This window comes from Sphingopyxis flava, assembly GCF_900168005.1.
Classification (GTDB): domain Bacteria; phylum Pseudomonadota; class Alphaproteobacteria; order Sphingomonadales; family Sphingomonadaceae; genus Sphingopyxis; species Sphingopyxis flava.
Genome location: NZ_FUYP01000024.1, coordinates 17,878 through 42,270, shown reverse-complemented (window position 1 = coordinate 42,270; position 24,393 = coordinate 17,878). Strand labels below are relative to the sequence as shown.

The 24,393-nt window shown below is 64.6% G+C and carries 23 protein-coding genes; 17 read left to right on the top strand and 6 right to left on the bottom strand.

The genetic code is table 11. The features are described from left to right. Window positions 1-171 precede the first annotated feature (171 nt). Window positions 172-1,515: a hypothetical protein gene (locus B5X69_RS16015; protein WP_335339766.1), complete on the top strand. Its 1,344-nt coding sequence runs from the start codon at window positions 172-174 to the stop codon at window positions 1,513-1,515. Between the two features lie 233 nt (window positions 1,516-1,748). On the opposite strand, the gene B5X69_RS16010 is transcribed toward B5X69_RS16015, so the two are convergent. Next, window positions 1,749-2,747: an IS110 family RNA-guided transposase gene (locus tag B5X69_RS16010; protein ID WP_020819418.1), complete on the bottom strand. Its 999-nt coding sequence runs from the start codon at window positions 2,745-2,747 to the stop codon at window positions 1,749-1,751. 72 nt (window positions 2,748-2,819) lie between these two features. Here B5X69_RS16010 and B5X69_RS16005 point away from each other — a divergent pair, with 72 nt between their 5' ends. From B5X69_RS16005 to B5X69_RS15935, 16 genes are all read left to right on the top strand, one after another. Next, entirely contained in the window at window positions 2,820-3,059 is a 240-nt protein-coding gene (locus tag B5X69_RS16005) for a hypothetical protein (protein ID WP_020819419.1), read from the top strand. After that, window positions 3,052-3,327, top strand: coding sequence for a hypothetical protein (locus tag B5X69_RS21060; protein ID WP_025160948.1), 276 nt, complete (start codon window positions 3,052-3,054; stop codon window positions 3,325-3,327). The genes B5X69_RS16005 and B5X69_RS21060 overlap by 8 nt, the downstream gene beginning before the upstream one ends. 4 nt (window positions 3,328-3,331) lie before the next feature. Then, window positions 3,332-3,502 carry a hypothetical protein gene (locus B5X69_RS21565; RefSeq protein WP_020819421.1) on the top strand — a complete coding sequence of 57 codons (171 nt, stop codon included), beginning with the start codon at window positions 3,332-3,334 and terminating at the stop codon, window positions 3,500-3,502. 98 nt (window positions 3,503-3,600) lie between these two features. Further along, entirely contained in the window at window positions 3,601-3,867 is a 267-nt protein-coding gene (locus B5X69_RS15995) for a hypothetical protein (protein ID WP_025160949.1), read from the top strand. Window positions 3,868-4,059: 192 nt separating this feature from the next. Further along, window positions 4,060-5,400, top strand: coding sequence for a ferredoxin reductase family protein (locus B5X69_RS15990; protein ID WP_020819423.1), 1,341 nt, complete (start codon window positions 4,060-4,062; stop codon window positions 5,398-5,400). 81 nt (window positions 5,401-5,481) lie between these two features. Beyond that, entirely contained in the window at window positions 5,482-5,877 is a 396-nt protein-coding gene (locus B5X69_RS15985) for a hypothetical protein (protein ID WP_020819424.1), read from the top strand. Between the two features lie 63 nt (window positions 5,878-5,940). Then, entirely contained in the window at window positions 5,941-8,085 is a 2,145-nt protein-coding gene (locus B5X69_RS15980) for a TonB-dependent receptor (RefSeq protein WP_020819425.1), read from the top strand. 3 nt (window positions 8,086-8,088) lie between these two features. Then, on the top strand, window positions 8,089-8,790 hold the full coding sequence (locus B5X69_RS22060) for an energy transducer TonB family protein (protein ID WP_021224255.1): 702 nt from the start codon (window positions 8,089-8,091) through the stop codon (window positions 8,788-8,790). Between the two features lie 78 nt (window positions 8,791-8,868). After that, window positions 8,869-9,570 carry a VIT1/CCC1 transporter family protein gene (locus tag B5X69_RS15970; RefSeq protein WP_020819427.1) on the top strand — a complete coding sequence of 234 codons (702 nt, stop codon included), beginning with the start codon at window positions 8,869-8,871 and terminating at the stop codon, window positions 9,568-9,570. 74 nt (window positions 9,571-9,644) lie between these two features. Next, entirely contained in the window at window positions 9,645-10,376 is a 732-nt protein-coding gene (locus B5X69_RS15965; protein WP_245656672.1) for a cytochrome b/b6 domain-containing protein, read from the top strand. Window positions 10,377-10,461: 85 nt separating this feature from the next. Further along, window positions 10,462-11,139 (top strand): winged helix-turn-helix domain-containing protein, encoded by a 678-nt coding sequence (locus B5X69_RS15960; protein ID WP_020819429.1) that lies wholly within the window; start codon window positions 10,462-10,464, stop codon window positions 11,137-11,139. Beyond that, window positions 11,136-12,152, top strand: a complete 1,017-nt coding sequence (locus tag B5X69_RS15955; RefSeq protein ID WP_020819430.1) for a sensor histidine kinase — start codon at window positions 11,136-11,138, stop codon at window positions 12,150-12,152. The genes B5X69_RS15960 and B5X69_RS15955 overlap by 4 nt, the downstream gene beginning before the upstream one ends. 53 nt (window positions 12,153-12,205) lie before the next feature. Next, window positions 12,206-13,330, top strand: coding sequence for an efflux RND transporter periplasmic adaptor subunit (locus tag B5X69_RS15950; protein ID WP_020819431.1), 1,125 nt, complete (start codon window positions 12,206-12,208; stop codon window positions 13,328-13,330). A 9-nt stretch (window positions 13,331-13,339) separates the two neighbouring features. Continuing rightward, window positions 13,340-16,411: an efflux RND transporter permease subunit gene (locus tag B5X69_RS15945; RefSeq protein WP_020819432.1), complete on the top strand. Its 3,072-nt coding sequence runs from the start codon at window positions 13,340-13,342 to the stop codon at window positions 16,409-16,411. Next, the gene (locus B5X69_RS15940) at window positions 16,404-16,703 is read left to right on the top strand and encodes a DUF3240 family protein (protein WP_020819433.1); all 300 of its coding nucleotides are present in this window, start codon (window positions 16,404-16,406) and stop codon (window positions 16,701-16,703) included. The genes B5X69_RS15945 and B5X69_RS15940 overlap by 8 nt, the downstream gene beginning before the upstream one ends. Then, the gene (locus tag B5X69_RS15935) at window positions 16,700-17,947 is read left to right on the top strand and encodes a TolC family protein (protein WP_020819434.1); all 1,248 of its coding nucleotides are present in this window, start codon (window positions 16,700-16,702) and stop codon (window positions 17,945-17,947) included. Before B5X69_RS15940 ends, B5X69_RS15935 begins: the two co-directional genes overlap by 4 nt. 7 nt (window positions 17,948-17,954) lie before the next feature. Here B5X69_RS15935 and B5X69_RS15930 read toward each other — a convergent pair whose 3' ends face one another. The 5 genes from B5X69_RS15930 to B5X69_RS15910 form a co-directional block, all read right to left on the bottom strand. Further along, complete coding sequence (locus tag B5X69_RS15930) at window positions 17,955-18,815, bottom strand: class I SAM-dependent methyltransferase (RefSeq protein WP_020819435.1); 861 nt, start codon at window positions 18,813-18,815, stop codon at window positions 17,955-17,957. Further along, window positions 18,812-20,236 (bottom strand): efflux transporter outer membrane subunit, encoded by a 1,425-nt coding sequence (locus B5X69_RS15925; protein WP_237229880.1) that lies wholly within the window; start codon window positions 20,234-20,236, stop codon window positions 18,812-18,814. The genes B5X69_RS15930 and B5X69_RS15925 overlap by 4 nt, the downstream gene beginning before the upstream one ends. A gap of 98 nt (window positions 20,237-20,334) precedes the next feature. Beyond that, complete coding sequence (locus B5X69_RS15920) at window positions 20,335-21,459, bottom strand: ABC transporter permease (protein ID WP_079639622.1); 1,125 nt, start codon at window positions 21,457-21,459, stop codon at window positions 20,335-20,337. Between the two features lie 6 nt (window positions 21,460-21,465). Beyond that, complete coding sequence (locus B5X69_RS15915) at window positions 21,466-22,623, bottom strand: ABC transporter permease (protein WP_021223102.1); 1,158 nt, start codon at window positions 22,621-22,623, stop codon at window positions 21,466-21,468. Further along, the gene (locus B5X69_RS15910) at window positions 22,620-24,392 is read right to left on the bottom strand and encodes an ATP-binding cassette domain-containing protein (protein ID WP_020819439.1); all 1,773 of its coding nucleotides are present in this window, start codon (window positions 24,390-24,392) and stop codon (window positions 22,620-22,622) included. The genes B5X69_RS15915 and B5X69_RS15910 overlap by 4 nt, the downstream gene beginning before the upstream one ends. Between the last annotated feature and the right edge of the window lies 1 nt (window position 24,393).

Here is a 24,393-nt window from a genome sequence, read left to right as displayed (position 1 = left end):
AAAGTTCGTTCGAACGGCAAGCGTTGATCTCGGTGCATTCCGATTTCGGGCGCGGGCTTGCGCGCGCGTATGCCAGTTGTGGGTGTGATCGAGAAACTGTCGGAGCGGTACGCTGTCCCCTCCGACCATCGCCGCCACGTCTCCTGGGATTCGCATCGAAGGAGACCGATGATGTCAGAGCCGTTTGACCCCGCTGACACCGACGCATGGATTGCCCATGGTCGAAGCCCGGTACAAGCAGCGGCGCTCGCTGATGCCTGGCGCCGCTTCCCGGACCTTGCGAACGATTCCCCACTCGATCAGCGCATGGCACGTATGCGCGAGCGTGTCACGGCACTGCGGCCGGTGATGGAAGCGATGGCGCACATGGTCGAGGCGGAACGACAGGCCCGCAATTTCGCCTTCACCGCAAGACGAGTCGCCGAGGGACGGGGGGATGATCGCGATCGTGCCATTCTGCGCGCGCGCGATCTCCATGGCCATGACTGGGATCGATCGGTCCGCTATGCCGATGGCTGGTATGCCGCGCATGCGGGCTGGGATCCCGAATGCCGCAAGCCTGGCCCACTCGATGCGGGCGCCGAAGCCTATGATCACGGCTTTTGCGATGGTGGCGGCAACCGCGATGACCTCTTCGACACCGCGCGCCGCGCCTTGATGGTGGATCGCACACCAACGTCTTCGGCCATTTTGCCCGCGCGGCCTCGTCCCAGCGAATGGCTCAAGCCGACTGACGTGCCGCGGCCGGCACGCTGGCATCGTCGCCTCCTCCTGATCGGTGCGCCCGAAGCCGGACTGGTCGCCGCGCCGGCAAAAACGGCCCTGCTTCGTCCGGCTCTCGATTCCTGCTCGGGCTGCGGGGAGGCGACCATCGTCGTCATTTCCGGAGCCGGTTTTCACCCTCTCGATAGAGCCGATACGGCGCTGCCCCTCGGTGGTCCCGAAGCACTGGAGGTACTCGCGTCCGATCGCGCACTCCAGGCCTGCTTGCGGGCGCTGCTCGGTGATCGCGACTTTGATGACATCCTTGTCGCTGCCCAAGGGTATTATCTGGCTTTGCTCGATGCACATGCTGCAGCGCTTCCGCTTTGCCGGACAATGGAACGAACGCGGAACACCGCGCTCCAGCAACGGACGCACTTTCGTATCTGGCTCGACCGTGGGTTTCTCGCGGGCCAGACGGTCGGGGCAGGCCACATTCGTTGGGGCAAGGCCGTCAATGGCCTGACGGGCCGGCTCGGAGAATTTACGGCCCGTTATGCCGGCAAGCTTCCCCCGCGCGGCCACCGCATCGTCATCGAAACCGCCGACGGTAAGCCTGCCGCGGGCTTCGTCACGGCGCGAGGCGAGCCATTGGCATGGGAAACCGTCATCGCAAATCGCGCCCGTCTGCGCAGCACGATGGCAGCGCGCCTGCGGGCATTCGGCGGTGCAACGCGGCTGGCATGGCCAAGGCCAGCAAACACGTCAATCCAGGGAAGGAACGATTCTATGGACGCCTCCCGCGCAAGGTAGTTTCTCGATGTTGCTCCGGCATTGGATGCGTGAATCTATCCGGCCTGTTGATTGAGGTGTTTTCGCCCCTGGCCATGATGGGAATCCGCGCGGTTCAGTGCCTTTTAAGATGAGCGGCCTCGAGGGCCATCGTTCCTTACAGGCTGTGAAGCGGCGGTCCGTGCCGTTACACCATCAAGTCTTCACCTCGCATTTGTAACCTCTGATCAGATTGCGGCCCGCTGCCCGAACGGTCACGCCATTTTGTAACTTTCGCCGCTTCGCAACATCGCCCAGGCCATGCGAGCAGTCTTGTTTGCCATGGCGACGAGTGTCTTGTTGTGGCCTGCCCTTGATTGCAGTTCCTGCGCCCATTTTGAACGCCGGTCGTCATGCTTGGCGATCCGCAGCAACGCAGACCGTGCACCATGTATCAGCTGGCGCCTCAGGTAATGATTGGCTCTGTTCCCGATACCACCGAGCCTTGGCTTTCCGCCGGTCGTGTATTGTCGCGGAACCAGTCCAATCCAGGCAGAAAGGGCTCGGCCGGATGCGAAGTGTCGGCCATCGTCAATTGCGGCGATGAGGGAGGTTGCGACAATCGGTCCTACCCCCGGCAGCGTAGTCAGACGTTTGCAACGATCGTCTCTCCGGCAGATATCAACCAGCATGTCATCCAGAGTGGATACTCTGGCATCCAAGTCGCGATACTCCTCGACGAGCTTCAGGAACAGGTCCTTCGCCAAGTGCGATAGTTCGGCAATTTCGATCATCTTGTCGACCTGCAGCCGGAACCGGGACGCACCTGCCGGCATGACGACGCCATACTCGGCCAAAAGACCACGAGTGTGATTGATCAACGCGGTGCGCTGCACGATCAGTCTGTCACGCGTTCGGTGCAGAGCTTGCAGATCCTGCTGTTCGACGCTCTTCAGCGGCACGAACCGCATGGTTGGCCTGTTGGCAGCTTCGAAAATGGCTTCGGCATCAACCGCATCATTCTTCGATCCCTTCACGAATGGCTTGACGAAACGCGGATGGATCAGGCGAACGGCATAACTCAGCGCCTCGAAGACGCGGCCCCAGTGGTGTGAACTGGCGCAGGCTTCCATCGCGACCGACTGCGGTTGCAATCTGGTCACCGCATCGACCAGCTTTGCCCTGCTAACCTTCCGCGAGATTACCTCACCTTCGCAAGTGATCCCGTAGATGTGAAAAGACTGCTTGCCCAAATCGATCGCTAGCATTTGCATGTGATGAACTCCTCTTCCCGGTCGCTGTGGCAACATGCTCGGCCCGCTTGCGGGAGGCGTCCATCCCATAAGATGAAAATCCGAAAGGTGACTATTGGCGTCACGCTGTTGATGCATGACAGCGATGAGGATCGCCTCTCGACCATGAGCCTCGCCCGTATCGGCGAGGAAATGGACTTCGGTGACATGGTTGGCGCCTTCGCCATCACATCCGCCGACGATGTCCCACCCCATGCCCTGCAGGCTGAACTCACCGCGCTCGGCAACGACGGCACCTTCTTTGACGACAGGATGGAGCACGCAGATGACTGACGGATCGTCCATGACGAAAGCATGCACAGTCGCCGCAGTGCTGTGCGAGTTGCTCGAGACCCACATGCAGGCATGCGACGTGGGAGGGCGGCCGTCAGGGGATCACCACCATCATATCGTCTCGGCTGTGCATGGAACCCGTGCTGACGTGGAAATCCTCTCCAGCTGTGAAAATGAAGACGGTGTCGAGATCGGGTTGACGCTCAATGATGGCGCCACCTTCCGGATACAGGTTGAGAGCCTGTCCGCATCTCCTGGTCAGGAATAGCCCCATGACCGAGGACGAATTCGATCAACTCGTTGATGATGCGACGCATGCAGTCAACAATCTAATCCCGGATCTCTATCTCGACGGCATGGGCGACACTGCCCATAGCGGTGTGCTTTACGCGATCAATGATGCCCTCAGCACTATATTGCGGGACGTCATCGAACCCCGCTGATGACTTCGGCCTCGATCGGGGCTGACGATGTCGGCCGTGCGCCAAGGCATCTGGGCCTGTCACCCGCGATCATTCCAATGCCTCAAAGGGAGATCAGCATGTCTGCGCCAACCCATTTCGTTCACGTCTATGCCACCGTGCGCGTCAAACTGGGCGTGACCGCACATGACCAGTTTGCAGCAATGAAGGAGGCAGATCGCCTTCTCTTTGCCAACGGTTTCGGTGTTCGTCTGATTCCGAGTGCTACAGGAGTGCTTGAAGCGGACTACGCCGAAGAAGTGTCCGGCTATCTTGTCGACGAAGCGGGCGACCACGAATACGACCGGAGCCGGACCTATGCTGCCGATGGTGCACCCATTTCGTGAAATATGTCACGCTGCGAGGCCTGACACTATCGAATTTGGGTAATGCTCGTCAGGCTTTCGTCAGACTTGTCGGCGATGTTCGCATGCGCCGAGCAAGGGGTTCTGCCTTCTTGTCCGAAATCAATCCCACAGCTGGGCCGATCGCTACAGGGCGAAGGGAACAATTGACGCAAGGGCCGGACAAGGATCGAAATGCGCAACCTGCGACTGACATTCTGGGGCCTGGCCGCCTTGGTCACCATGTTGTGGCTTCTTGCGGACCTGTCCATATTCCGGTCGTCCGGCTTTTTCGCGATCCGCAGCGCGGCGGTGCAGTATAGCGGCGCGCTGGCGATCGCCTGCATGAGCGTCGCGATGATGCTCGCCATCCGCCCCCGCTGGCCCGAACATGGGCTGGGCGGACTGGACAAGATGTATCGTCTCCACAAATGGCTCGGCATCGCGGCACTGGTCACGGCCATCGCGCACTGGCTGTGGGCGAAGGGTCCGAAATGGGCCGTGGGGTGGGGCTGGCTCGAACGACCGTCGCGTGGCCCGCAACCGCCCGCAAGCAATCCTGTCGAGGCCCTGTTCGCCAGTCTCCGCCACACGGCGGAGGGTCTGGGCGAGTGGGCCTTTTATGCCGTGGTTGCGCTGATCGCCGTCGCGCTCATCCAGCGCATTCCCTACCGCTTCTTCTATCGAACGCATCGGCTTCTGGCGCTGGCCTATCTCGTGCTGGTCTTTCATGCCGTGATCCTGACGACGTTCAGCTACTGGCTGTCTCCGTACGGCCTCACGCTGGCGGCGCTGCTTGCTTGCGGCACCGGGGCGGCGATCCTCATTCTGTCGCGCCGCGCAGGCCGGGACCGGCAGGTGCCGGGCAGGATTGCCGCCATCCACCATTATCCGGGCGTGCGGGCGCTCGAGACCATCGTCGACATGGGGGAGGGGTGGCCCGGCCACCGACCCGGCCAGTTCGCCTTTGCCGTGTCGGACCCGGCCGAAGGGCCGCATCCCTATACCATCGCGTCCGCCTGGCGCGAGGATGAGCGGCGGATCACCTTCATCACCAAGGGACTGGGGGATCATACGCGGCGCCTGCCCGAAAAACTCCATGTCGGCCAGGAGATCAGGATCGAGGGGCCTTATGGATGCTTCACATTCGACGATGATAGCGCCCGTCAGATCTGGATCGGTGGCGGGATCGGTATCACGCCGTTCATCGCCCGCATGAAGTATCTGGCCCAGAGTCCCGAAGGCGCGCGCGCGGAGATTGATCTCTTCCACTGCACGGCCGAAGTCGACGAGGAGGCTCTGGGCAAGCTGCAAGCGGATGCGGCGGCTGCCCATATTCGCCTGCATGTTCTGGTCGATGCACGCGATGGCCGCCTCGATGGCGAGCGAATACGCGCCGCCGTGCCGGAATGGCGGGAGGCGAGCCTCTGGTTTTGCGGCCCCCTTGGATTTGGTGAAACGCTGCGCCGGGACTTTGCCGCGCTGGGCTTTCCGGTAGCGAAACGTTTCCATCAGGAGCTGTTCGCGATGCGCTAAGTCAAGGCGATGTATGCGAAAAAATCCGACTTGTCACCTCGACATCAGCAGGACCGATTTCTAAAGACCGCTCCCGTGACCATGATCCGCTCCTTCCTTGCCCGGCATCGCTGGCTGGCCATCTGGCTGGCCGGGGCCGCGCTCATGCTGAAGGTGCTGGTGCCGGCCGGGTTCATGCCGACCGTCTCTTCGGGTACGATATTGGTCCAGCTCTGCTCGGGCCAGGGTCCGCAAACGGTCATGATGGAGCTTCCGGGCAGGTCCGGCGATCATGATCCCGCGGATCACAAGCAGGCCGACATGCCTTGCGCTTTCTCGGGTCTGTCGTCGCCGGCGCTCGCCGCCGCCGACCCGATCCTGCTGGCGCTCGCCATTGCCTTCATCCTGGCGATGGGCTTTCTTGGCCTATCTTTCGCCCTGCCCGGTGCCTCGCCATTTCTGCGGCCTCCGCCAATAGGACCGCCAACAGCCGCCTGATCCCTTTCGCCGTTCGTTTTCAACGGCGCGCGGACCGCCGCGCGCCCGGATCAGGATCCATCCATGTCTGTCATTTCCAAAGCCGCGAGCGCGGCTGCAATATTCTATGGCCTGTCGGCCGCGAGTGCCTTTGCGCAGGATACACAGGTTCTTCCGTCCATCGGGATCGATTCCGAGGATCGCCCTGCCGGTCCCGTGTCGTCCGAGATCCTTTTGCGTGACAAGGTCGCACCCCTGCAATCGGGAACAAGCGATACGGCGGCGCTGATCGGCCGCCTGCCGGGGGGCAGCAGCTTCGGCGCCGGTGGCTTTTCCAGCCTGCCGGTGATCCGGGGCCTCGAAAGCCAGCGGCTGACCATATTGGTCGACGGCGTGCCGATCGACATCGCCTGCACGAATGCGATGAACCCGCCTTTGTCCTACACCGATCCGCAGACGATCGACGCGATCAGCGTCATCACGGGCGTGACGCCGGTCAGCATGGGCGGTGACAGCATCGGCGGCGCGATTTCGGTGGAAACCCTGACACCGCGCTTCGCCAAGGCGGGCAAACGATTGCTGACGGGCGAACTGTCCACCTTCTACCGCAGTAACGGCGACGGCTTCGGCGGCGCACTTTCGATCACGGCGGCAAGCGACCGGCTCAGCCTCAGCTATGCCGGTTCCTTCACCCAGTCCGACAATTACAAGGGCGGCGGCCGTGACGGCACCGTCCGTTCGACTGAATACAAGAAGACGGACCATGCGCTGAGCCTGGCCGCGCAGACCGATATCGGGCTGTTCGAACTGAAGGGCGGCTACCATTTCTCGCCGTACGAGGGCTTTCCCAACCAGTATATGGACATGACATCCAACAAGAGTTGGTATCTGAACGGTCACTGGAAGGGCGCCTTCGACTGGGGCGATCTGGACCTGCGCGCCTTCTATCGCGACACCGATCATCGGATGAACTTCCTGGCGGACAAGGGCGGCACCGCGACCGGCGGCATGCCCATGAACACCGAGGTTCATAGCGCCGGCTATACGCTCAAGGGCGACATTATGCTGTCCAATCGCGACACGCTGCGTCTCGGGAGCGAATTCCACCACCAATGGCTCAATGATTACTGGCCGGCGGTCGCGGGCCACATGATGATGGGGCCCAACACCTATATCAATGTGAACGGCGCGAAGCGCGACCGGCTTGGCACCTTTGCCGAATGGGAGGCGAAGTGGACGCCGCAGCTCACCACGCTGGTCGGCGTGCGCAACGATCAGGTCTGGATGAACACCGGCGAGGTCCAGCCCTATTCCACCTCGATGATGAATATGGCCGACGCGATGGCGGCCACCGCGTTCAACGCCGCGGATCGCAAACGGCATGACAGCAACTGGAGCGCCACGGCCCTTGTCCGCTATGCGCCGAGCGATCAGGCGACGCTCGAATTGGGCTATGCGCGCAAGAGCCGTTCACCGGGCGTCTATGAGCGCTACAGCTGGGGACGCGGTTCGATGTCGAGCCGGATGATCGGCTGGTTCGGTGATGGCAACGGCTATGTCGGCGATCCCACCCTGAAGCCCGAAAGGGCTGATACGATAAGTGCCGCGGTCAGTCTGAAAGGCGCCGGCGCCAATGGCTGGACGCTCAGGATCGCACCCTATTACACGCGCGTCCATGATTATATCGATGTCGTGAAGCTGGCCGATTTCACCAATATGATGGGCACGCCGACGGGGTTCGTGCAGCTTCGGTTCGCCAACCGCGAAGCCGAGCTATATGGCGTCGATGTCTCGGGTTCGCTTGCGCTGTGGCAGTCGTCATCGGCCGGCACGGCGAAACTGACCGCAACGGCAAGCTGGTTGCGCGGGCGCAATCTGGACGACGGCGGGTCGCTCTACCATCAGATGCCGTTCAACGCGACGTTTGCGCTGGAGCATCGGCTCGGGGGCTGGGAGAGCGCGGTCGAACTGACGGTCGTGGCGGACAAGAACCGGGTCGACGCCACGCGCAACGAACCCCGAACGGACGACTATGCGCTCGTCAATCTTCGGACCGGCTATGCCTGGGGCAATTACCGGCTGGGCCTGGATGTCCAGAACCTGTTCGACAAGGGCTATGATCTGCCGCTGGGCGGCATGTCGCTCGGCGATTACAAGGCGACCGGCGACTTGCGGCCGGTGCCTGGTCGTGGCCGCTCCTTCAACATCGGCCTGACTGCGAAATTCTGAGGCATGGCCGCCAGTCCAGCATACCGGCTGGCCCAGGCGAGCGATACGAGGGCTTTCGGGTTCCTCGTGTCGCTTGCCCTGCATGCGGGTGTTCTTGCGGCCTATGGCCTGTGGAGCCACAGTCCGCGTCTAATCCCCGAAAGGCGGGAGGAACCCCGCACGGTCACGATCATGACGCTGCCTTCGCTCGAAACCGAACAGCCGTCTGCCCGCCGGCCGAAAGCCGCCCCCAGACCGGCAAATCAGCTGACGCCCCCCAGTACAACGCCAGCGACACGCGCGCGGCAAGGGCCGCAGGCGTCGCCCGACCGGCCTGCCTCCGATCAGGCTGCCTTGACGCTACCTGTCGCACCGTCGCCCTTGCCTGCCCGCATGAACGTCGACATGCCGCATCCCCAACCTGCTTCGCCGCAGGCTGCGTCATCAACGCTCAGCACTGCGCGTGCGGCCTATCTTCGGCGGTTGTGGGAATGGATTGCCGCCAGACGCCCGGCGGGCCTTCATCTTGAGGGTGAGGCGCTGATTAATTTTTCCATCGGTGCTGACGGCGCCTTGCGCGAGATCTCGCTCGCGCAATCCAGCGGCAATGCGCAGCTTGACCGGCTCGCCCTTCGCACGGTTCGCCTGGCGGCGCCCTTTCCGCGCCCGCCTGAAAGTCTCGGCGTGGGAACGCTCGATTGCGTCCTGCCTTTCCATTTCAATTAGCGCCGGAAATCACATTGCGTCAGGAGCTGGTCAGCAAATGCGGTCATGGTCTTGTGCCGACCCTTGGCTGGAGGACCCATGACCCGCTTGCACGCTCACCCCGAACGACATGCGGTATCACGTATCGGCTGGCTCCGCGCGGCGGTCCTTGGCGCCAATGACGGTATCGTTTCCACAGGAAGCCTCATTGTCGGCGTCGCCGCTTCGGGAACGGACCGATCAGGCATCCTCGTTGCCGGCATCGCGGCGCTTGTCGCCGGCGCCATGTCGATGGCCGCCGGCGAATATGTCTCGGTCAGCTCGCAGGCCGATACCGAGAAGGCGGACCTCGCCCGCGAAACGGCGGAACTGACAACGCAGCCCGGGCTCGAGCGGCAGGAACTGGCGGACATCTATATGGCGCGCGGCCTGGACCCCGATCTTGCGCTCAAGGTTGCCGACCAGCTCATGGCGGACGATGCGCTTGGGGCGCATGCCCGCGATGAGCTGGGAATTTCCGACATATCCACGGCGCGGCCGTTGCAGGCGGCATTCACATCCGCCGCGACGTTCAGCGCCGGGGCGATCATGCCGCTGGCGGTGGTTGCCGCCGCGCCGGGACAGCAATTGATACCGCTCGTCGTCGCCGTTTCGCTTCTGTGCCTCGTGCTGCTCGGGGCGCTTGGCGCGAAGGCGGGCGGGGCCCCTGTCATGCGGTCGATCGTCCGCGTCACGTTCTGGGGCGCCCTGGCGATGGCGTTGACGGCAGGCGTGGGCAGCCTGTTCGGAGCGGCTGTCTGACGTGATCGCTGCCCCGCGTTCGTCAGCGCGCCGTCAGCAATCTCTCTTATGGCCAAAGGCCAAGGAGACAAATGATGCTCATGGCAAAAACGAGCTACAGTGATAGTTTCAGGGTTTGGGATGCCCCGCTCAGGCTTTTCCACTGGCTGCTGGTCGCGGCGATCACGATTGCCTTTTTGTCCTCGGAAGGAGACAGCGGAATCGCGGACTGGCACATGGCGGCAGGCTGGACCGCCGCTGTCCTGCTTGTCTTTCGTCTTGTCTGGGGGTTTATCGGCGGCGAGCATGCGCGTTTTGCCAATTTCGTGCGACCGTCACGCCTTCTGTCCCACGTCCGGGAACTTGTGACGGGTCATCCACAACGCACGATCGGGCACAATCCGCTGGGGGCGCTCGCTGTTCTGGCCATGCTCATTGCAACCGGCGCGGTGCTGTGGACCGGCATCCAGGTCGACGCGGGGCAGGCCGACGAGGATCTTCATGAGGCGATTGCCTATGGCCTGCTGGCGCTCATCGGCGTTCATGTCGCAGCGGTGGTCCTGATGTCCGTCTTCACCCGCGAAAATCTCGCGCGCGCCATGGTTACTGGCCGCAAGAGCGTCGCTCTGCACCCTGGCGCCCACGATGCCCGTCGGCCGGCCGTCGTCGCGGTGCTGCTGGCCGTCCTGGTGATCGGGATGACGGTGTTTGGCATCCTGCGCTACGATTCCGCGGCGTTCAGTGCGCAGTCGCACGGCGAGGCAAAGCAAGGGCATGAAATCGAAGGTGGAACAGCCGTTCAAGGCGAGGATAATGACCGGGATTGAGACGGCCTCTTTCGATCCCCGCGCGGGACTGGTCAGATTGCAGGGCGGGAATTGAGGCGGGATCGTGCTAGGAAAGCCGGCATAGATGCGCGTTCTTGTCATAGAGGATAATGACCGGCTGGCGAAGCTGGTTGCGGACGGCCTTCAGCGCCGGGGCTTTTCGTGCGACATCGCCACGACCCTGTCCGATGCGGACAGCGCACTGGGTGGCGCGGTCTATGACGCGATCATACTCGATCTCGGCCTGCCGGACGGCGATGGCGTCGCCTGGCTGGCGAACCGTCGCCAGTATCGGCAAATGCCGCCCGCGATCATCCAGACCGCGCGCGGCGCGCTGGAGGACCGGGTCACGGGGCTTGACGCCGGCGCCGACGATTATGTCGTCAAGCCTGTCGAGATCGATGAACTGGCCGCGCGCATTCGCGCGTTGCTCCGCCGCCCCGGCCCGCGCGCGCAACCTGTGCTGGAAGCGGGCTGCCTGCGGTTCGACACGGCGGCGCGCACGGCGCACTGCGGGGACTACGCCATCGATCTGTCCCGCAGGGAGGCCGACCTCCTGGAATTGCTGCTACGGCGGGCGGGAACCGTCGTCCGCCGCGAGACGATCGAGGATGCGCTCTACAATTTCAACGAGCCGGTGACGCCCAATGCCGTGGAAGCGGCGGTCTCCCGCTTGCGCCGGAAGCTGGACGAGGCTGGTGCCACTGGCGCGCTCCACACCATCCGCGGCGTCGGCTATATGCTGAAGGATGTCGCGGCGTGACCTATCGGCGCTCCGTGTCGCGCAAACTTGCGCGAGGGCTTGCTCTCGTCGGCCTTGTCGGCACCATCTTGTTGCTTGCAGCGGTCGTCTTTTTCTACAGCCTGACATTCGACGATCTGACGGCGCAGGACGCGCTGATCAAGGCCGTGCGCGAGATGCTGGAGCATGTCGCGCTTCCACTGGTCGTGCTGATGGTGCCCGTCGCCTTCGTCGTGCGGCGCGTGATCCGACAGGCTTTTGGCTCCCTTGAGGAAGCCGCAACCGCGATCGAGGCCGCGCGTGGGCACGAACGCGGCTTTCGCATAGACACGTCCCATCTGCCGGCCGAAGCCCTGCCGTTCACGGATGCCGTCAATGATCTGCTCGGCCGGCTTGACGACGCCGCCATGCGCCAGGAAGCCTTTGCCGCCGATGTCGCGCATGAACTGCGCACGCCGCTCGCGGTGCTGTCGCTCGAATTTGACCGGCTCGACCATGACGACTCCGCGCGCCTGAAGCATGACGTCGCCGCGATGCGTCGCCTGATCGACCAGCTCATGCTGCTGGCCCAAATTGACGCCGCATCCGCCGCGCAATTCCCGCTGGAATCCGTGTCCCTTGTCGAGATCGCCCGCGATGTCGTCAGCCTTCTGGCGCCAGGCATCATCGCGGAAGGGAAAGCCATCACGCTCGATGCAGGTAGCGGGCATCCCGTGGCGCGGGGCCGGCGCGAAGCGATCGCCGCCGCCTTGCGGAACCTCATCGAGAATGCTGTCCGGGTGACGCCAACCGGGAGCACGGTGACCATAAGGGTTGGCCCAGATCCGGTGATCGCGGTGGGTGACGGCGGAGAGGGCCTGTCGACCGATCGGCTTCGCGAACTTGTGCGGCGGCATAGCCGGGCGGACCATGCCAGCACCAACGGCGCCGGGCTTGGTCTGGCGATCGTTGACCGGATCATGGCGGCGCACGGTGGAGAGCTGACCACCGATCCTGTCGCGCGGGAATTGTCATTGCACTTCCCCGGCGCCTGATCGCATTTTGGCCTCGTCAGGGTCTCGTCAGTTTCGCGCACTAGGCGAAGCCCATGTCGAAGCGGAACTATCTCCTTGCCGGCGTTGCCGTCATTGTGCTGGTGCTTGGTGTCTGGTGGTTTGCCGGATCCGGCACGGCCCCTGAGCCCAGCCTCCAACCCGCTGAAGCCGGGAAAGCGGCGCCGGGCATATTGCCGGTTGATCGCAAACAGGCCGCGCAGCTCGGTATCCGCCTTGTGCCCGCCATCGCCGCGATTGAAGCGCCCATCGCCGTCATTCCGGCGGTGATCCAGCCGCCCGCCAACGCGCGCGTGGCGGTGGCCGCAACGTTTCCCGGCGTGGTCATGCGGACGCTGGTGGTCGAAGGTGATACGGTCCGGCAGGGCCAGCCGCTTGCGATCATTTCCAGCCGCGATGTGTTGACCATGGGGGCCGACCTCACCCGCGCCAATGCGCGGGCGGGCGTGGCGCGGTCGAACGCGGCCCGGCTCTCGCAGCTTGCCCGCGAAGGCATCATCGCTGGCGCGCGCGCCGATGAAGCCAATGCGCTGGCGGCCGAAGCGGGCGCGGATGTCGCCGAAAAGGCGCGCATCCTCAAAATGGTCAATGGCGTGGGCGCGAGCGGCACTTATACGCTGACCGCGCCGATCGCGGGGCGCGTCACGACCGCCAGCGTCCAGACGGGCAATCCGGTGGACGGAACCACCGCGCCTTACGTGATCGACGCCGCCAACCGCTATGAGGTTGTCGGCCAGTTGCCCGAACGGCTCGTCGGCACGGCCCGCCCGGGCATGACCGTATTGATCGAGCCCGACATCGCCGGCCGGGTCACGGCCGTGGGGTCGACGATAGACCCTGCCACCCGCTCGGTCGTTCTCAAGGCCGAGATTCCTGCCGGGCCGGGCATCATCGCCGGCCGCGCGACCAGCATGTCGCTGTCCGGCCCAGCCCCGGCCGGTGCCGTCAGCGTGCCTTCTGGTGCGATCGCCATGATCGGGGACAAGACTATCGTCTTCGTCGCCACTGGCGGCGGATATGCGATCCGCGACGTAACGCTGGGTGGATCTGGGGGCGGTTCCGTCGAGGGACAAACCGTGCTGCTTTCAGGCGTCAGGCCGGGCGAGCAGGTGGTCATTTCCGGCACGAGCGCACTCAAGGCGCTCGCCTTGTCGCGATAGGTCCGGGCCATGTTGCGTTCGCTAGTCGCCGCCTCGCTGTCCTGGCGTCTGCTCGTTCTCGCGCTCGCCCTCGCGGTTGCAGGGCTTGGCGCCTGGGCCTTCGTGACGCTGCCGGTCGATGCCTATCCGAACATCGCCCAGACGCAGGTGAAAGTCATCCTGAAGGCGCCGGGCATGACCCCCGAGGAGGTGGAGAGCCGCGTCATCACGCCGATCGAGATGGAAATGCTCGGTATTCCCGATCAGGCCATCCTGCGATCCACCGCCAAATATGCCATTGCCGACATCACCATAGATTTTGTCGACGGCACCGACATCTATTGGGCGCGTCAGCAGGTTGCCGAACGCCTGTCGAGCGTGTTGCCCGATCTGCCCGCGTCGGTCAGCGGCGGCCTTGCCCCGATTTCCACACCGCTTTCGGACATTTACATGTTCACAATCGAGGGACCGCTCTCGCTTCAGCAAAAGCGTGAACTGCTCGACTGGACCATCCGCCCCGCGCTTCGCACCGTGCCGGGCGTCGCCGATGTGAACGCGCTGGGCGGCTTTGTGCGAACCTTCGAAGTCCGCCCCGATCCCGTTGCGCTTGCGGCGGCAGGCCTCTCGATCGCGGACATCCAGACGGCGATTGAAAGCGGCAACCGTAACGATGGCGCGGGACGGCTGAAAAGCGGCGAGGAATCGCTGATCGTGCGCGCGGTCGGCGCAATCCGGTCGGTCGAGGATCTACAGCAACTGGTGGTTCAAAGCCGCAACGACCGCATCGTTCGGCTGGGCGATCTGGCGACGGTCGGAACCGGCAGCCTGACGCGCTATGGCGCGGTCAGCAAAAACGGTCAGGCCGAAGCGGTTCAGGGGCTGGTGATCGCCCTGCGCGGCGCCGATGCGCGGCAGGTGGTGGATGGTGTCCGCACCCGCCTTGCGGAAATCGAAAGCACATTGCCCACAGGCACCCATGTCGATGTTTTTTACGACCGCTCCGACCTGATCGCGCGCGCCGTCGGCACGGTCGAGAAAGCCTTGCTCGAAGCGGCCGTCCTTGTCGTCGTGCTGCTCATCCTGTTCCTTGGCGACTGGCGTGCGGCGGCGATTGTCGCCGCCACTCTGCCGCTGGCGGCGCTCATCACCTTCCTCTTCATGCAGGGCATGGGCCTTTCGGCCAATCTCATGAGCCTTGGCGGTCTTGCCATCGCCATCGGCCTGCTGGTCGACGGGTCGATCGTGGTGGTGGAAAATATCGTCGAACGGCTCGGCCGGGCACACGAGGAGGGAACCCCGCGCCTCAACCTCGTCTATCAGGCGGCAAGTGAAGTCATCGTGCCGGTCTCGGCCGGTATCGCCATCATCGCACTGGTGTTCCTGCCGCTGCTGTCGCTGCAGGGCCTTGAAGGCAAATTGTTCGCGCCGGTTGCGCTCACCATCGTCTTTGCGCTGGCCGGCTCGCTCCTGCTCGCGCTCACGCTCGTTCCGGTGCTTGCATCCTTCGGCCTGAAAAGCGGCCATCATGGTGAGCCGTGGCTGATGCGCCAGCTTGGTCCCCGCTACCGGGGTCTCCTCGATGGCGCCTTCGCGCGCAAGCGGCTGGTTTATGGACTATCGGCGGCAGGGCTGGTCATCGCCGGCATCGCCTATGGCGCGGTCGGCAAGACCTTCATGCCGACGATGGATGAAGGCTCTATCATCGTCCAGCTCACCAAGCTGCCCTCCATCGATCTTGACCAGTCGGTTCAGGGCGACATGGCCGCGCAGCGCGCATTGATGCGCGTGCCGGAAGTGCAGGACGTGATCGCGCGCGTCGGATCGGACGAAATCGGACTTGATCCGATGAGCCCCAATGAGACCGACAGCTTCGTCCGCCTGAAGCCGCGCTCCGAATGGCGCGGCGACAAGGATCTCATCGTCGAGGATATGCGCAAGGCGATGGCAGGCCTGCCCGGCATCGAGCCGAGTTTCACCCAGCCGATCGAGATGCGGGTTTCCGAAATGCTGACCGGTGCGCGCGGCGATCTTGCCGTCAAGATTTTCGGGCCGGATCTGGCGACGCTGGGCGATCTCGCGGGTCAGGTGCAGGAGATTCTGTCAAACGTCGATGGCGCATCCGAAGTGCTGACCGTCGCCAATGACAGCGTAGACTATCTCCAGCTCGACATCGACCGCGCCGCCGCCGGGCGCTTCGGCATGCCGGTCGACCAGATACAGGATGCGTTGCGCGCGCAGATCGAAGGCGTCCATGTCGGCGTCGTCGCCGATGGCCAGAAGCGCGTGCCGATCGTCATTCGCGGCGATGAGACGCTGCGCGCCGATCCCGCCCGCTTTACCGATCTGCAATTGCACACGCCCGCCGGAATTGTCGCCCGGGTCAGCGACATGGCGCGGATCGAGCGGACAGAGGGGCCGGTCAAGCTTGACCATGAGAACGGGTCGCGCTTCGCGCTGGTGCAGGCGTTCGTCTCCGGGCGCGATCTGGTCGGCTATGTCGATGAAGCGAAGGCCGAGGTCGGCGCGAAGGTCAAACTGCCCGCCGGCTACAGCATCGTCTGGGGCGGGCAGTTCGAAAACCAGCAGCGCGCCTCGGCCCGGCTGGCGGTCGTGATCCCGATCGCGCTGCTCCTGATCTTCTTCGTTCTGCTGGCGACGCTGCGCTCGATGCGCGCCTCGGTGCTCATCCTTGTCAACATCCCCTTCGCCATGGTCGGCGGGATCGTCTCGCTCTGGGCTTCGGGAGAATATCTGTCGGTTCCCGCCTCGGTGGGCTTTATCGCCCTGCTCGGCATCGCGGTGCTCAACGGACTGGTCATGGTCACCTATTTCCGCCAGCTCCGCGCCGATGGGCGGAGCATGACCGAGACGGTGCGCCTCGGCGCCGAACGGCGCCGGCGTCCCGTCCTGATGACCGCCAGCATCACGGCCTTCGGCCTTGTGCCGCTGCTGTTCGCGACCGGCCCGGGATCGGAGATCCAGCGCCCCCTCGCCATCGTCGTGATCGGCGGCCTCATCACCTCCACCCTGCTGACGCTCATTCTGCTGCCGATCCTGTTCGAGCGTTTCGGCGAAAGCGCGGGAGAAACCGACAATGGCTGACATCCTGCTGACCTTCCATTGCGCCTCGCATGACGCCGATAGCGTGACTGACGCACTCCGCGCCGCCTGCGACGCGCCGATCCATATCGCCGAGCAGGCGGTGCGCGGCTGGGACTTCGGCGACGCCAGCACGGCGGAACGGGTGTCGGGCCTTCTGCGCCGCAACGCGCTGGAACTGATTGTCGATGAGGACGCTCTGGGGACACTGGTTGACGCGGTCACCCAATCGAAGCGGTCGCTGCCAGTGCGCTGGCACGTAGTCCCGGTGTCAGCCCGGGGGAGGATCGCATGAGATCGCCGATCATCCTCGGGGCGCTTGTCGCATTGCTCACACCCGCTGGGGCGCTTGCCCAGCGCGCCGATTTGCCGCCGAGCGAAAAGGTTGCCGAAGCGCTGGACAATCATCCGGCCGTGGCGGCCGCGCGGGCACGGGTGGACGCCGCCCGTGCCGACCGCGACATGCTGGCGAAGGGGACCCATGAGATTGCCGTTACCGGCAGCTATGTTCGCCGCAGCGTGGACAGGGAAGGCGGCTATGACGAGTTCGACGCCACGATCGCCCGACCGTTCCGCCTGCCGGGCAAGGCGGCGCTCGATCGCGAGGCGGGCGCCCTGGGCATAGAGGTCGCGGAAAACCGGATGGAGGATGCCCGGCATCAGACGGCTTTGCTGCTCTCCGGCTATTGGAACGACTGGCTGGTCGCCGGCGCGCTGTATCGCAACGACCTCGATACGGTGCGCTGGCTGGAAAAGGAGCTGTCCGCGCTGCGCCGGCGCGTGGCGCTGCGCGATGCGGCGGCGCTCGATGTTGATCAGGCCATGGCGGCAATGGCTCAGGCCCAGGCCCAGGCCGCGAACTCGCTCGCGGCGCGCGAACAGGCGCGTGTGGCGCTTGCCGCGAATTTTCCAGAAATACCGCTGCCCATCGAGCCGCCGGAAACGTCCGTCGCGATGGTTCCGGCCCAGAGACTTGCGGCGATGCGGGATCTGGTGATCGAACGCAGCCATGAAATCCGCGCCGCCGAGCGCGAGGCGCAGCGGCTGGCGGTCGTTGCGCAGCGTGTTCGCGCGGACCGGATTGCCGATCCGTCCTTCGGCGTCCGGCTGTTCAGTGAGCGGAGCGGCATGGAGCAGGGCGCGGGGGTGGTCATGTCGATGCCGCTGGGCGGCGGTCACAGACGCGCGGCGGCGGACCGGGCTTCCGCGGAAGGCAATGCCGCGCAGCTTGAGCATATGTCCGTCCAGCGGACCGTGAGGGCCATCGCGGATGCCGATCTGTCCAGCGCCACATTGCGGCTGGAGGCGTGGAAAAACACGGATCTGTCAGCGCAAAGCGCCGCTAGTGCGCTGGCCCGAACCGAACGTGGCTACCAGCTCGGCCAGATCGACCTTGCCGACCTGCTCTATGCCCGCCGTCAGGCGGGTGAAGCGCGCCGGTCCGAGATCATGGCGCGATCGGAAGCGGCCCGCGCCCTGCTCAAGCTGGAAATCGATTCGCATAGCCTGTGGGTGGTTCACGATGAGGATGGCGGTTGACGCCAGGTCACGCGCGGGCGCTCACCAGCCAGGCTTTCGCGCCCATGCGAACACCTTCATTATCGCAATTGCGCTCGAACAGTTCGACCAGGCTGCGGTGAACGGCTGCGCGTGTGTCGTCCCCGCTCGCCCGGACGAGATCGCCGACCTGCATGCCGTCGAGCACGAAGCGGGTGGCGCTCTCGGGATCGCTGCCGGGTCCGCCGACGCGCTGCTCGCCCGTCCAGGCGTCGAACGATATGTCACAGAAGCCGGCGCTTTGCAGAAGATCGGTGACATAATCCTGCTCGCCCAGCGCGAAGGGGCCGGGCTCGCGCGGCTGCGGCGTGGGCAGGTCGATATGCCGGCGGATCGCGGCCATGACATTGCGCTGCCACGGATTGTCGGCGATCGGCGCCCACACCGCGATGTCGAGCCGTCCACCGGCACGCAGCATCCGGCGCAGATTGGCGAATGCGGCATAGGGTTCGGGAAAGAACATCGTGCCGAAGCGGGAATGCAGCCGGTCGAAGGGGGCTTCTTCGGGCATGGCCGTCGCGGCGTCGCCTTGTTCGAAGCGGATGTTGGCAAGACCGGCGCGCTGCGCCCGATCCGTTGCCGCCGCCACCAGTTCGGGCGATATGTCGAGGCCGAGCGCCAATCCCGTGTTGCCCGTCCTTTCGGCGATCCGCCTCGTCGTCCAGCCGCCGCCGCAGCCGATATCGACCACCTTCTCCCCGGCAACATAGGCTGCTCGCGCGAGCAGCGCTGCGCCGATCGGTTCGATCATGCTCTCGAAACGGTCGAGCTGGGCGAGCCAGCGTGTGCCCGCTTCCCCCGCCCAGTCGTGCGCGGCCGGTTCCTTGCTGTTCCCGTCAGCGTCATTCATTGCCCTTCTCCCACTGTGGCACCAATTGAAACGTGTTTGGAAGTCGGCGCATCGGGCAAGTCCCAGCCCCCACCGATCGCCTTGTACAACGCCACCAGTTGCACCGCCGTTGTGGCATGCGCGCGGGCACAGGCGGTTTCAGCTTCGTGCAGGAGGCGCTCGGCCGCAAGCAGTTCAATCCCCGCGATATCGCCGGCGGCAAAACGGGCCTCGGCGTGGCCGACACTTCGACGCGCAGCGTCCAGCGCCGTTTGACGCCGCGCGAGCGCATCGCGTCCGGCGTCATAGTCGCTCAAGGCGCGCTCCGCGTCGCCCAATGCGGCCAGGACGGCCTGTTCATAGCCCAGCGCGGCCTGCCGCTGAACGGCCTCCCGCGCGCGTATCTCCGCGCGCACGCGGCCGCCGTCGAACAAGCGCCAGGAAATGAGCGGCAGGATGGAGTAGCGGGTGCTGGAGGTGTCGAACCAGTCGCCCGTGCTAAGCGCCTGAAATCCGCCGCCCGCTGCGATAGAGAGCTTGGGAAACAGTTCGGTGGTCGCCACGCCGATATCGGCGGTGCTGGCGGCGAGGCGCCGTTCGGCAGCCAGAACATCGGGGCGACGCCGCAATATATCGGCCCGTTCCCCCACGGGCAGCGCCGGCAGTATGAGAGACGATGCAGTTGCATCGAGCAGCTTGAGTTCACGTTCCGGCGGTGAGCCGAGCAGGACACCAAGGCCGAGCACTGCCGCACGCTGCCGCGCCTCTATGCCCGGCAGCAGGGCGTTGGCGGCGGCCCAGCGTTCATGGGTTGCGTCCACGTCGGCACCGGCAACATCGCCGAGCGCCGCGCGACCGCGCATGAGTTCCAGCGTCTGGTGCAGCGTCGCCACCGTCGCCCGCTGCGCGCGTAATTCTTCTCTGGCGCCGGTCGCCTCGAACCATGCGCGTGCGACTTCGGCCGCGATCCGCATACGCACGCCCTGCGCCTCCGCTTCACTTGCCTGCAAGCGGGCGTTCGCGCCTTCCAGCGCCCGCCGGTTCGCGCCGAACAGGTCGAGTTCCCAGGCCGCGTCGAAGCCGGCATCGTAGATCGTCTGAGACGCATCGAGGCCGGGAATGGACCCAACGGGCAGCGGGCCGTTCTCGCTTTGCCGACGCTGGTTCACACTGGCGCCAGCAGAAACCGTGGGCAGTTGCCGGCCAGCGGCGCGGTCTCGCAGCGCGCGCGCCTCGTCGATCCGTGCGGTGGCTTGACGGATATCGAGATTTTGCGCCAGTGCGGTATCGACCAGCCTCTCCAGTTCGGGATCGCCCAGGGCCCTCCACCAGCGGTCCAGGTCCGTTGGCGCCGACGCTTCCCCAACCGGCCGGCTCCAGCCACTACCCGTGTCAACGGCAGGTGGCGCCCGGTAGTTGGGGCCGACCATACAGGCCGTCAACGAACTGCAGCCAGCTATCAATATTGCGTAGCGCGACCATCGCGGGGAACGTCCGCCCGTATCAGACAATGACGGCGCATGACTGTGGCGGGGCGATCTCATTGCAGGCGTCCTCGAACGAAGATGGTGGCCATGGTGAGCGACACCAGGGCGATCATCGCCAATGGCCAGAGGCTGGCAAATATGTCGCCCGGCGCCATGGCTTTGAGAAAGCTGCCCTCGACGATGACCAGGAAATGGGTGAGTGGAATCGCCTGCGCCAGCCATTGCAGCAGCATGGGCATGTTCTCGACCGGCGTGGCAAATCCCGACATCAGGACGGATGGCACGCCGATGGCGAAGGCGCCCAGGATGGCCTGTTGCTGGGTCGCGCTGATCGCCGAAATCATCAGACCGATGCCCACCACCGACAGGATGAACAGGACCAGGCTGACAAACAGCAGCGCGAACGACCCGTTGAACGGAATCCGGAACGGTCCCGCGGCCGCGGCCATCATCAGAAGTCCGAGCATGGTGCCGATGACCAGCGCCGGCAAGGATTTGGACAGGATGATTTCCGGCGTGGAGGTTGGTGAGACCAGCAACTGGTCGAAGGTTCCCAGTTCGCGTTCACGGGCGATCGACAGCGAGGTTATGAGCAGTGCGCTGAAGAACGCCAGGATGCCGGAGAGGCCCGGGACGATGAACCAGCGATACGTCAGATTGGGATTGAACCAGTTGCGTACCGCCACTGGCGTCGCAGGACCTGTGCCGGGGTTGGCCTCCGCGCCGACTTCGGCGGCGATGGCGGAGAGATAACTGGCGGTGATCTGTCCCGAATTGCTGCGCCGGCCGTCGATCAACAGCTGGATACGGCCGCTGTCTCCGGCAGCGATTGCGCGCGAAAAGTCCGGCTGGATGTCGAGCGCCGCGATCACCTCGCCCTGGTCGATCAGGCGTCCCAGTTCCTGACCGTCGGTCACGCGATAGACCTGGGTAATGAAGTCGGCCCGATCGAGCCGCGCGATCAGTTCATGCGACCAGCGGCCCGCATCCTGATTATGCACGGCAATATCGACGTTGCGCACTTCGAGCGTCGCGGCGAAGGCGAACACCAGCAGTTGCAGCAGCGGCGGCATGAACACCACCATGCGGCTGCGCGGATCGCGCAGGATGCTCAGCACTTCCTTGACGAACTGGGCTCGCAGCCGGGTGAAAGAGAGATAGCCATTGTGCCGCGTCATGGCTCGTCACTCCAGATTCTTGCGCGTGGCGCGCTTGGCCAGGAGGAAAAACAGGACGCCGATGGCGCCCATCGCCAGCAGGTTCGGCACGAAGACGGCCCAGATGTCGCCGGCCAGAAAGACGGTTTTTAGCGAAGAGACGAAATAGCGCGCCGGTATCGCCCAGGTGATGGCCCGGATCGGCGCGGGCATCGCGTCGATCTCATAGAGAAAGCCCGACAGCATGAAGGCCGGCAGAAAACCGGAGAACAAGGCGATCTGCGCGGCCAGGAACTGGTTGCGGGTGACAGACGAAATCAGCAGCCCTTGGCCCAGCGCCGGCACCATGAAGGTGGCCGAAAGCAGCAGGAGCGCCGCCAGCGATCCGCGCAGCGGCACGCCGAACACGAAGACCGCCAGCGCGGTCGCACCGAGCGTGGCCAGCATGCCGAGCGCAAAATAGGGCAGGAGCTTGCCGATCAGGATCTCCGCGACCGATGCGGGCGTGGAGAGCACCGCTTCCATCGTGCCGCGCTCCCATTCGCGCGCCACCACCAGCGCGGTCAGCATGGTGCCGATGATGGTCATGACGATGGCGATCGCGCCGGGCACCAGCGCGCGGCGGCTTTCCAGTTCGGCGTTGAACCAGTAGCGCGGCTCCATCGTGACGGCTGCGCGTGGCGTCTCGCCATCAAGCCCGCCCCGCCAGGTCTGCACCACGCCCTGCGCATAGTTGGTGACATAGTTGGCGGTATTGGGCTGCGAACCGTCGGCGATGATCTGCACCAGAGGCCGCGTGCCGCGATCGGCCAGGCGCTGCTCGAAATCCTGCGGGATCACCACAAATCCGCGCAAATCGCCCGAGACGACCTGGTCGGCGACTTCGCGCCGGTCATGGGCGAAGGTGACGTCCAGATAACGGGTGCCGGCGAAGGCGGCGGCCAGCGATTGCGCCGAAGCAGATTCGGATTCCTGCACGACGCCGATGCGCACCGCGCGCACATCGAGTGATACCGCATAGGAAAACAGCAGCAGCAGCACGACCGGAAGGGCGAAGGCGATCAGCAGCGTGGACGGGTCGCGCATCGCCTGCAGGCTTTCCTTGAACACCAGCGCCCAAAGGCGCTTCGGATCGAAGCGGCGCATGGCTTGAAGGTCCGTTCGCGATCCGCCCGCGCCGTTCATGCGGCAACTCCGCTGCGGGCTTCGTCAGCGCGGTCCTCGGCTTCGACCAGATGAATGAAGGCGTCTTCCATGGTCGGGTCCGGACGGAGATCGCTTACCGCGCTGCGTTTGAGGGCGTCCGGCGTGTCGAGCGCGATCAGCCGGGCGCGATAGAGCATCGCCACCCGGTCGCAATATTCCGCCTCGTCCATGAAATGGGTGGTGACCATCACCGTCACCCCCTTGCGGGCAAGGCCGTTGATATGGGTCCAGAATTCGCGGCGCGTGATGGGATCGACGCCCGAAGTCGGTTCATCCAGGAACAGCACGGGCGGGCGGTGCATCACCGCGCAGGCCAGCGCCAGACGTTGCCTGACCCCGAGCGGCAGGGACTCCGGCGCCGCCGACAGCCAGGGTTGCAGCCCGAAGATGTCGATCATCTCGTCGATCCGCGCCTGCCGCGCGGCGCCTTTCAGGCCATAGACGCCCGCGGAGAACTCCAGGTTCTGCCGCACGGACAGCAAACCATAGAGCGAGAATTTCTGCGCCATATAGCCAAGCTGGCCTTTGGCAGCACCGGTCGCCCGGCGCAGGTCCAGCCCCACCACCTGCGCTTCGCCGCTGGTGGGTTTGAGCAGGCCGCACAGCATCTTGAAGGTGGTCGATTTGCCGGCGCCGTTCGGCCCGAGCAGACCGAATATCTCGCCCTTGCGGACCTCGAAGCTCACCATGTCGGTGGCGGTGAAATCGCCGAAACGCTTGGTCAGATCGCGGCAGGAGACGGCAACGTCTGAAGCCAGTTCGACCGGCGGCATCCCTTCGGCAAGCGCCGATGTGCCGCCCGGACCGCCGCCCAGAAGATCAATGAAAGCATCCTCGAAGCGGGCAGGCACCGCTTTCAGTTGTGCGCCGACCCGATCGGCGAGCGCGCTAATTTGCTCGGTTCCCGCATCGGCGCGCAGCACCACGCGGACGCCGGCGCCCTGGATCACCCCGTCGCCGACACTGTCCAGGCTGAGCACTTCGGCTAGCACGGCCCGCCGCCGCTCGCCGACCTGTTCCAGCCGAAAGCTCCGGCTTGTAAGGCGCGCGGTCAGCTCTCCGGGCGGTCCGTCATAGGCGAGCCGCCCTTCGTTGAGCAGCAGCACGCTGTCGCAGCGTTCGGCTTCGTCGAGATAGGCGGTCGACCAGACTACGGCCATCCCTTCGTCGGTCAGCGCCTGCACCATGCGCCACAGATCCTGACGGCTGACCGGATCGACACCGACACCCGGTTCATCGAGCAGCAGGACAGCAGGCCGGGCCATCAATGCGCAGGCGAGACCCAGCTTCTGCTTCATGCCGCCGGAGAGCTTGCCCGCCAGGCGTCCGGTAAAGGGGGCAAGACGTGTGAAGTCGAGCAGTTGGGCGAACAGGTCGGCGTGTCCATCGGCGGCCATACCGCGCAACTGCGCATAGAGCCGCATATTCTCCATGACCGACAGGTCTTCGTAGAGGCCAAAGCGTTGCGGCATGTAGCCGGTCGCGACATGGATGGCGTCATTGTCGTCCACCACATCGAAGCCCGCTACCCTGGCGTGGCCGCTGTTCGGCACCAGCAGTCCTGTCAGGATACGCATCAAGGTGGTCTTGCCCGCGCCGTCCGGCCCGACCAGCCCGGTCAGTCGGCCATAGCTTATCTGCGCGCTGAGATCCTGTAACGCAGGCGCACTGCCGAAATGCTTGCTCAACCTGTCGATGACGACCGCGACATCGCCATTTTGCTCCTGTGGCGCGGTGGCGGGCGGCACG

Excerpts from the sequence above, each read along its gene's own strand:
- B5X69_RS16015 (WP_335339766.1), top strand. The coding sequence starts at position 172 with ATGTCAGAGCCGTTTGACCCCGCTGACACCGACGCATGGATTGCCCAT.
- B5X69_RS16010 (WP_020819418.1), bottom strand. The coding sequence starts at position 2,747 with ATGCAAATGCTAGCGATCGATTTGGGCAAGCAGTCTTTTCACATCTAC.
- B5X69_RS16005 (WP_020819419.1), top strand. The coding sequence starts at position 2,820 with ATGAAAATCCGAAAGGTGACTATTGGCGTCACGCTGTTGATGCATGAC.
- B5X69_RS21060 (WP_025160948.1), top strand. The coding sequence starts at position 3,052 with ATGACTGACGGATCGTCCATGACGAAAGCATGCACAGTCGCCGCAGTG.
- B5X69_RS21565 (WP_020819421.1), top strand. The coding sequence starts at position 3,332 with ATGACCGAGGACGAATTCGATCAACTCGTTGATGATGCGACGCATGCA.
- B5X69_RS15995 (WP_025160949.1), top strand. The coding sequence starts at position 3,601 with ATGTCTGCGCCAACCCATTTCGTTCACGTCTATGCCACCGTGCGCGTC.
- B5X69_RS15990 (WP_020819423.1), top strand. The coding sequence starts at position 4,060 with ATGCGCAACCTGCGACTGACATTCTGGGGCCTGGCCGCCTTGGTCACC.
- B5X69_RS15985 (WP_020819424.1), top strand. The coding sequence starts at position 5,482 with ATGATCCGCTCCTTCCTTGCCCGGCATCGCTGGCTGGCCATCTGGCTG.
- B5X69_RS15980 (WP_020819425.1), top strand. The coding sequence starts at position 5,941 with ATGTCTGTCATTTCCAAAGCCGCGAGCGCGGCTGCAATATTCTATGGC.
- B5X69_RS22060 (WP_021224255.1), top strand. The coding sequence starts at position 8,089 with ATGGCCGCCAGTCCAGCATACCGGCTGGCCCAGGCGAGCGATACGAGG.
- B5X69_RS15970 (WP_020819427.1), top strand. The coding sequence starts at position 8,869 with ATGACCCGCTTGCACGCTCACCCCGAACGACATGCGGTATCACGTATC.
- B5X69_RS15965 (WP_245656672.1), top strand. The coding sequence starts at position 9,645 with ATGCTCATGGCAAAAACGAGCTACAGTGATAGTTTCAGGGTTTGGGAT.
- B5X69_RS15960 (WP_020819429.1), top strand. The coding sequence starts at position 10,462 with ATGCGCGTTCTTGTCATAGAGGATAATGACCGGCTGGCGAAGCTGGTT.
- B5X69_RS15950 (WP_020819431.1), top strand. The coding sequence starts at position 12,206 with ATGTCGAAGCGGAACTATCTCCTTGCCGGCGTTGCCGTCATTGTGCTG.
- B5X69_RS15945 (WP_020819432.1), top strand. The coding sequence starts at position 13,340 with ATGTTGCGTTCGCTAGTCGCCGCCTCGCTGTCCTGGCGTCTGCTCGTT.
- B5X69_RS15940 (WP_020819433.1), top strand. The coding sequence starts at position 16,404 with ATGGCTGACATCCTGCTGACCTTCCATTGCGCCTCGCATGACGCCGAT.
- B5X69_RS15935 (WP_020819434.1), top strand. The coding sequence starts at position 16,700 with ATGAGATCGCCGATCATCCTCGGGGCGCTTGTCGCATTGCTCACACCC.
- B5X69_RS15930 (WP_020819435.1), bottom strand. The coding sequence starts at position 18,815 with ATGAATGACGCTGACGGGAACAGCAAGGAACCGGCCGCGCACGACTGG.
- B5X69_RS15920 (WP_079639622.1), bottom strand. The coding sequence starts at position 21,459 with ATGACGCGGCACAATGGCTATCTCTCTTTCACCCGGCTGCGAGCCCAG.
- B5X69_RS15915 (WP_021223102.1), bottom strand. The coding sequence starts at position 22,623 with ATGAACGGCGCGGGCGGATCGCGAACGGACCTTCAAGCCATGCGCCGC.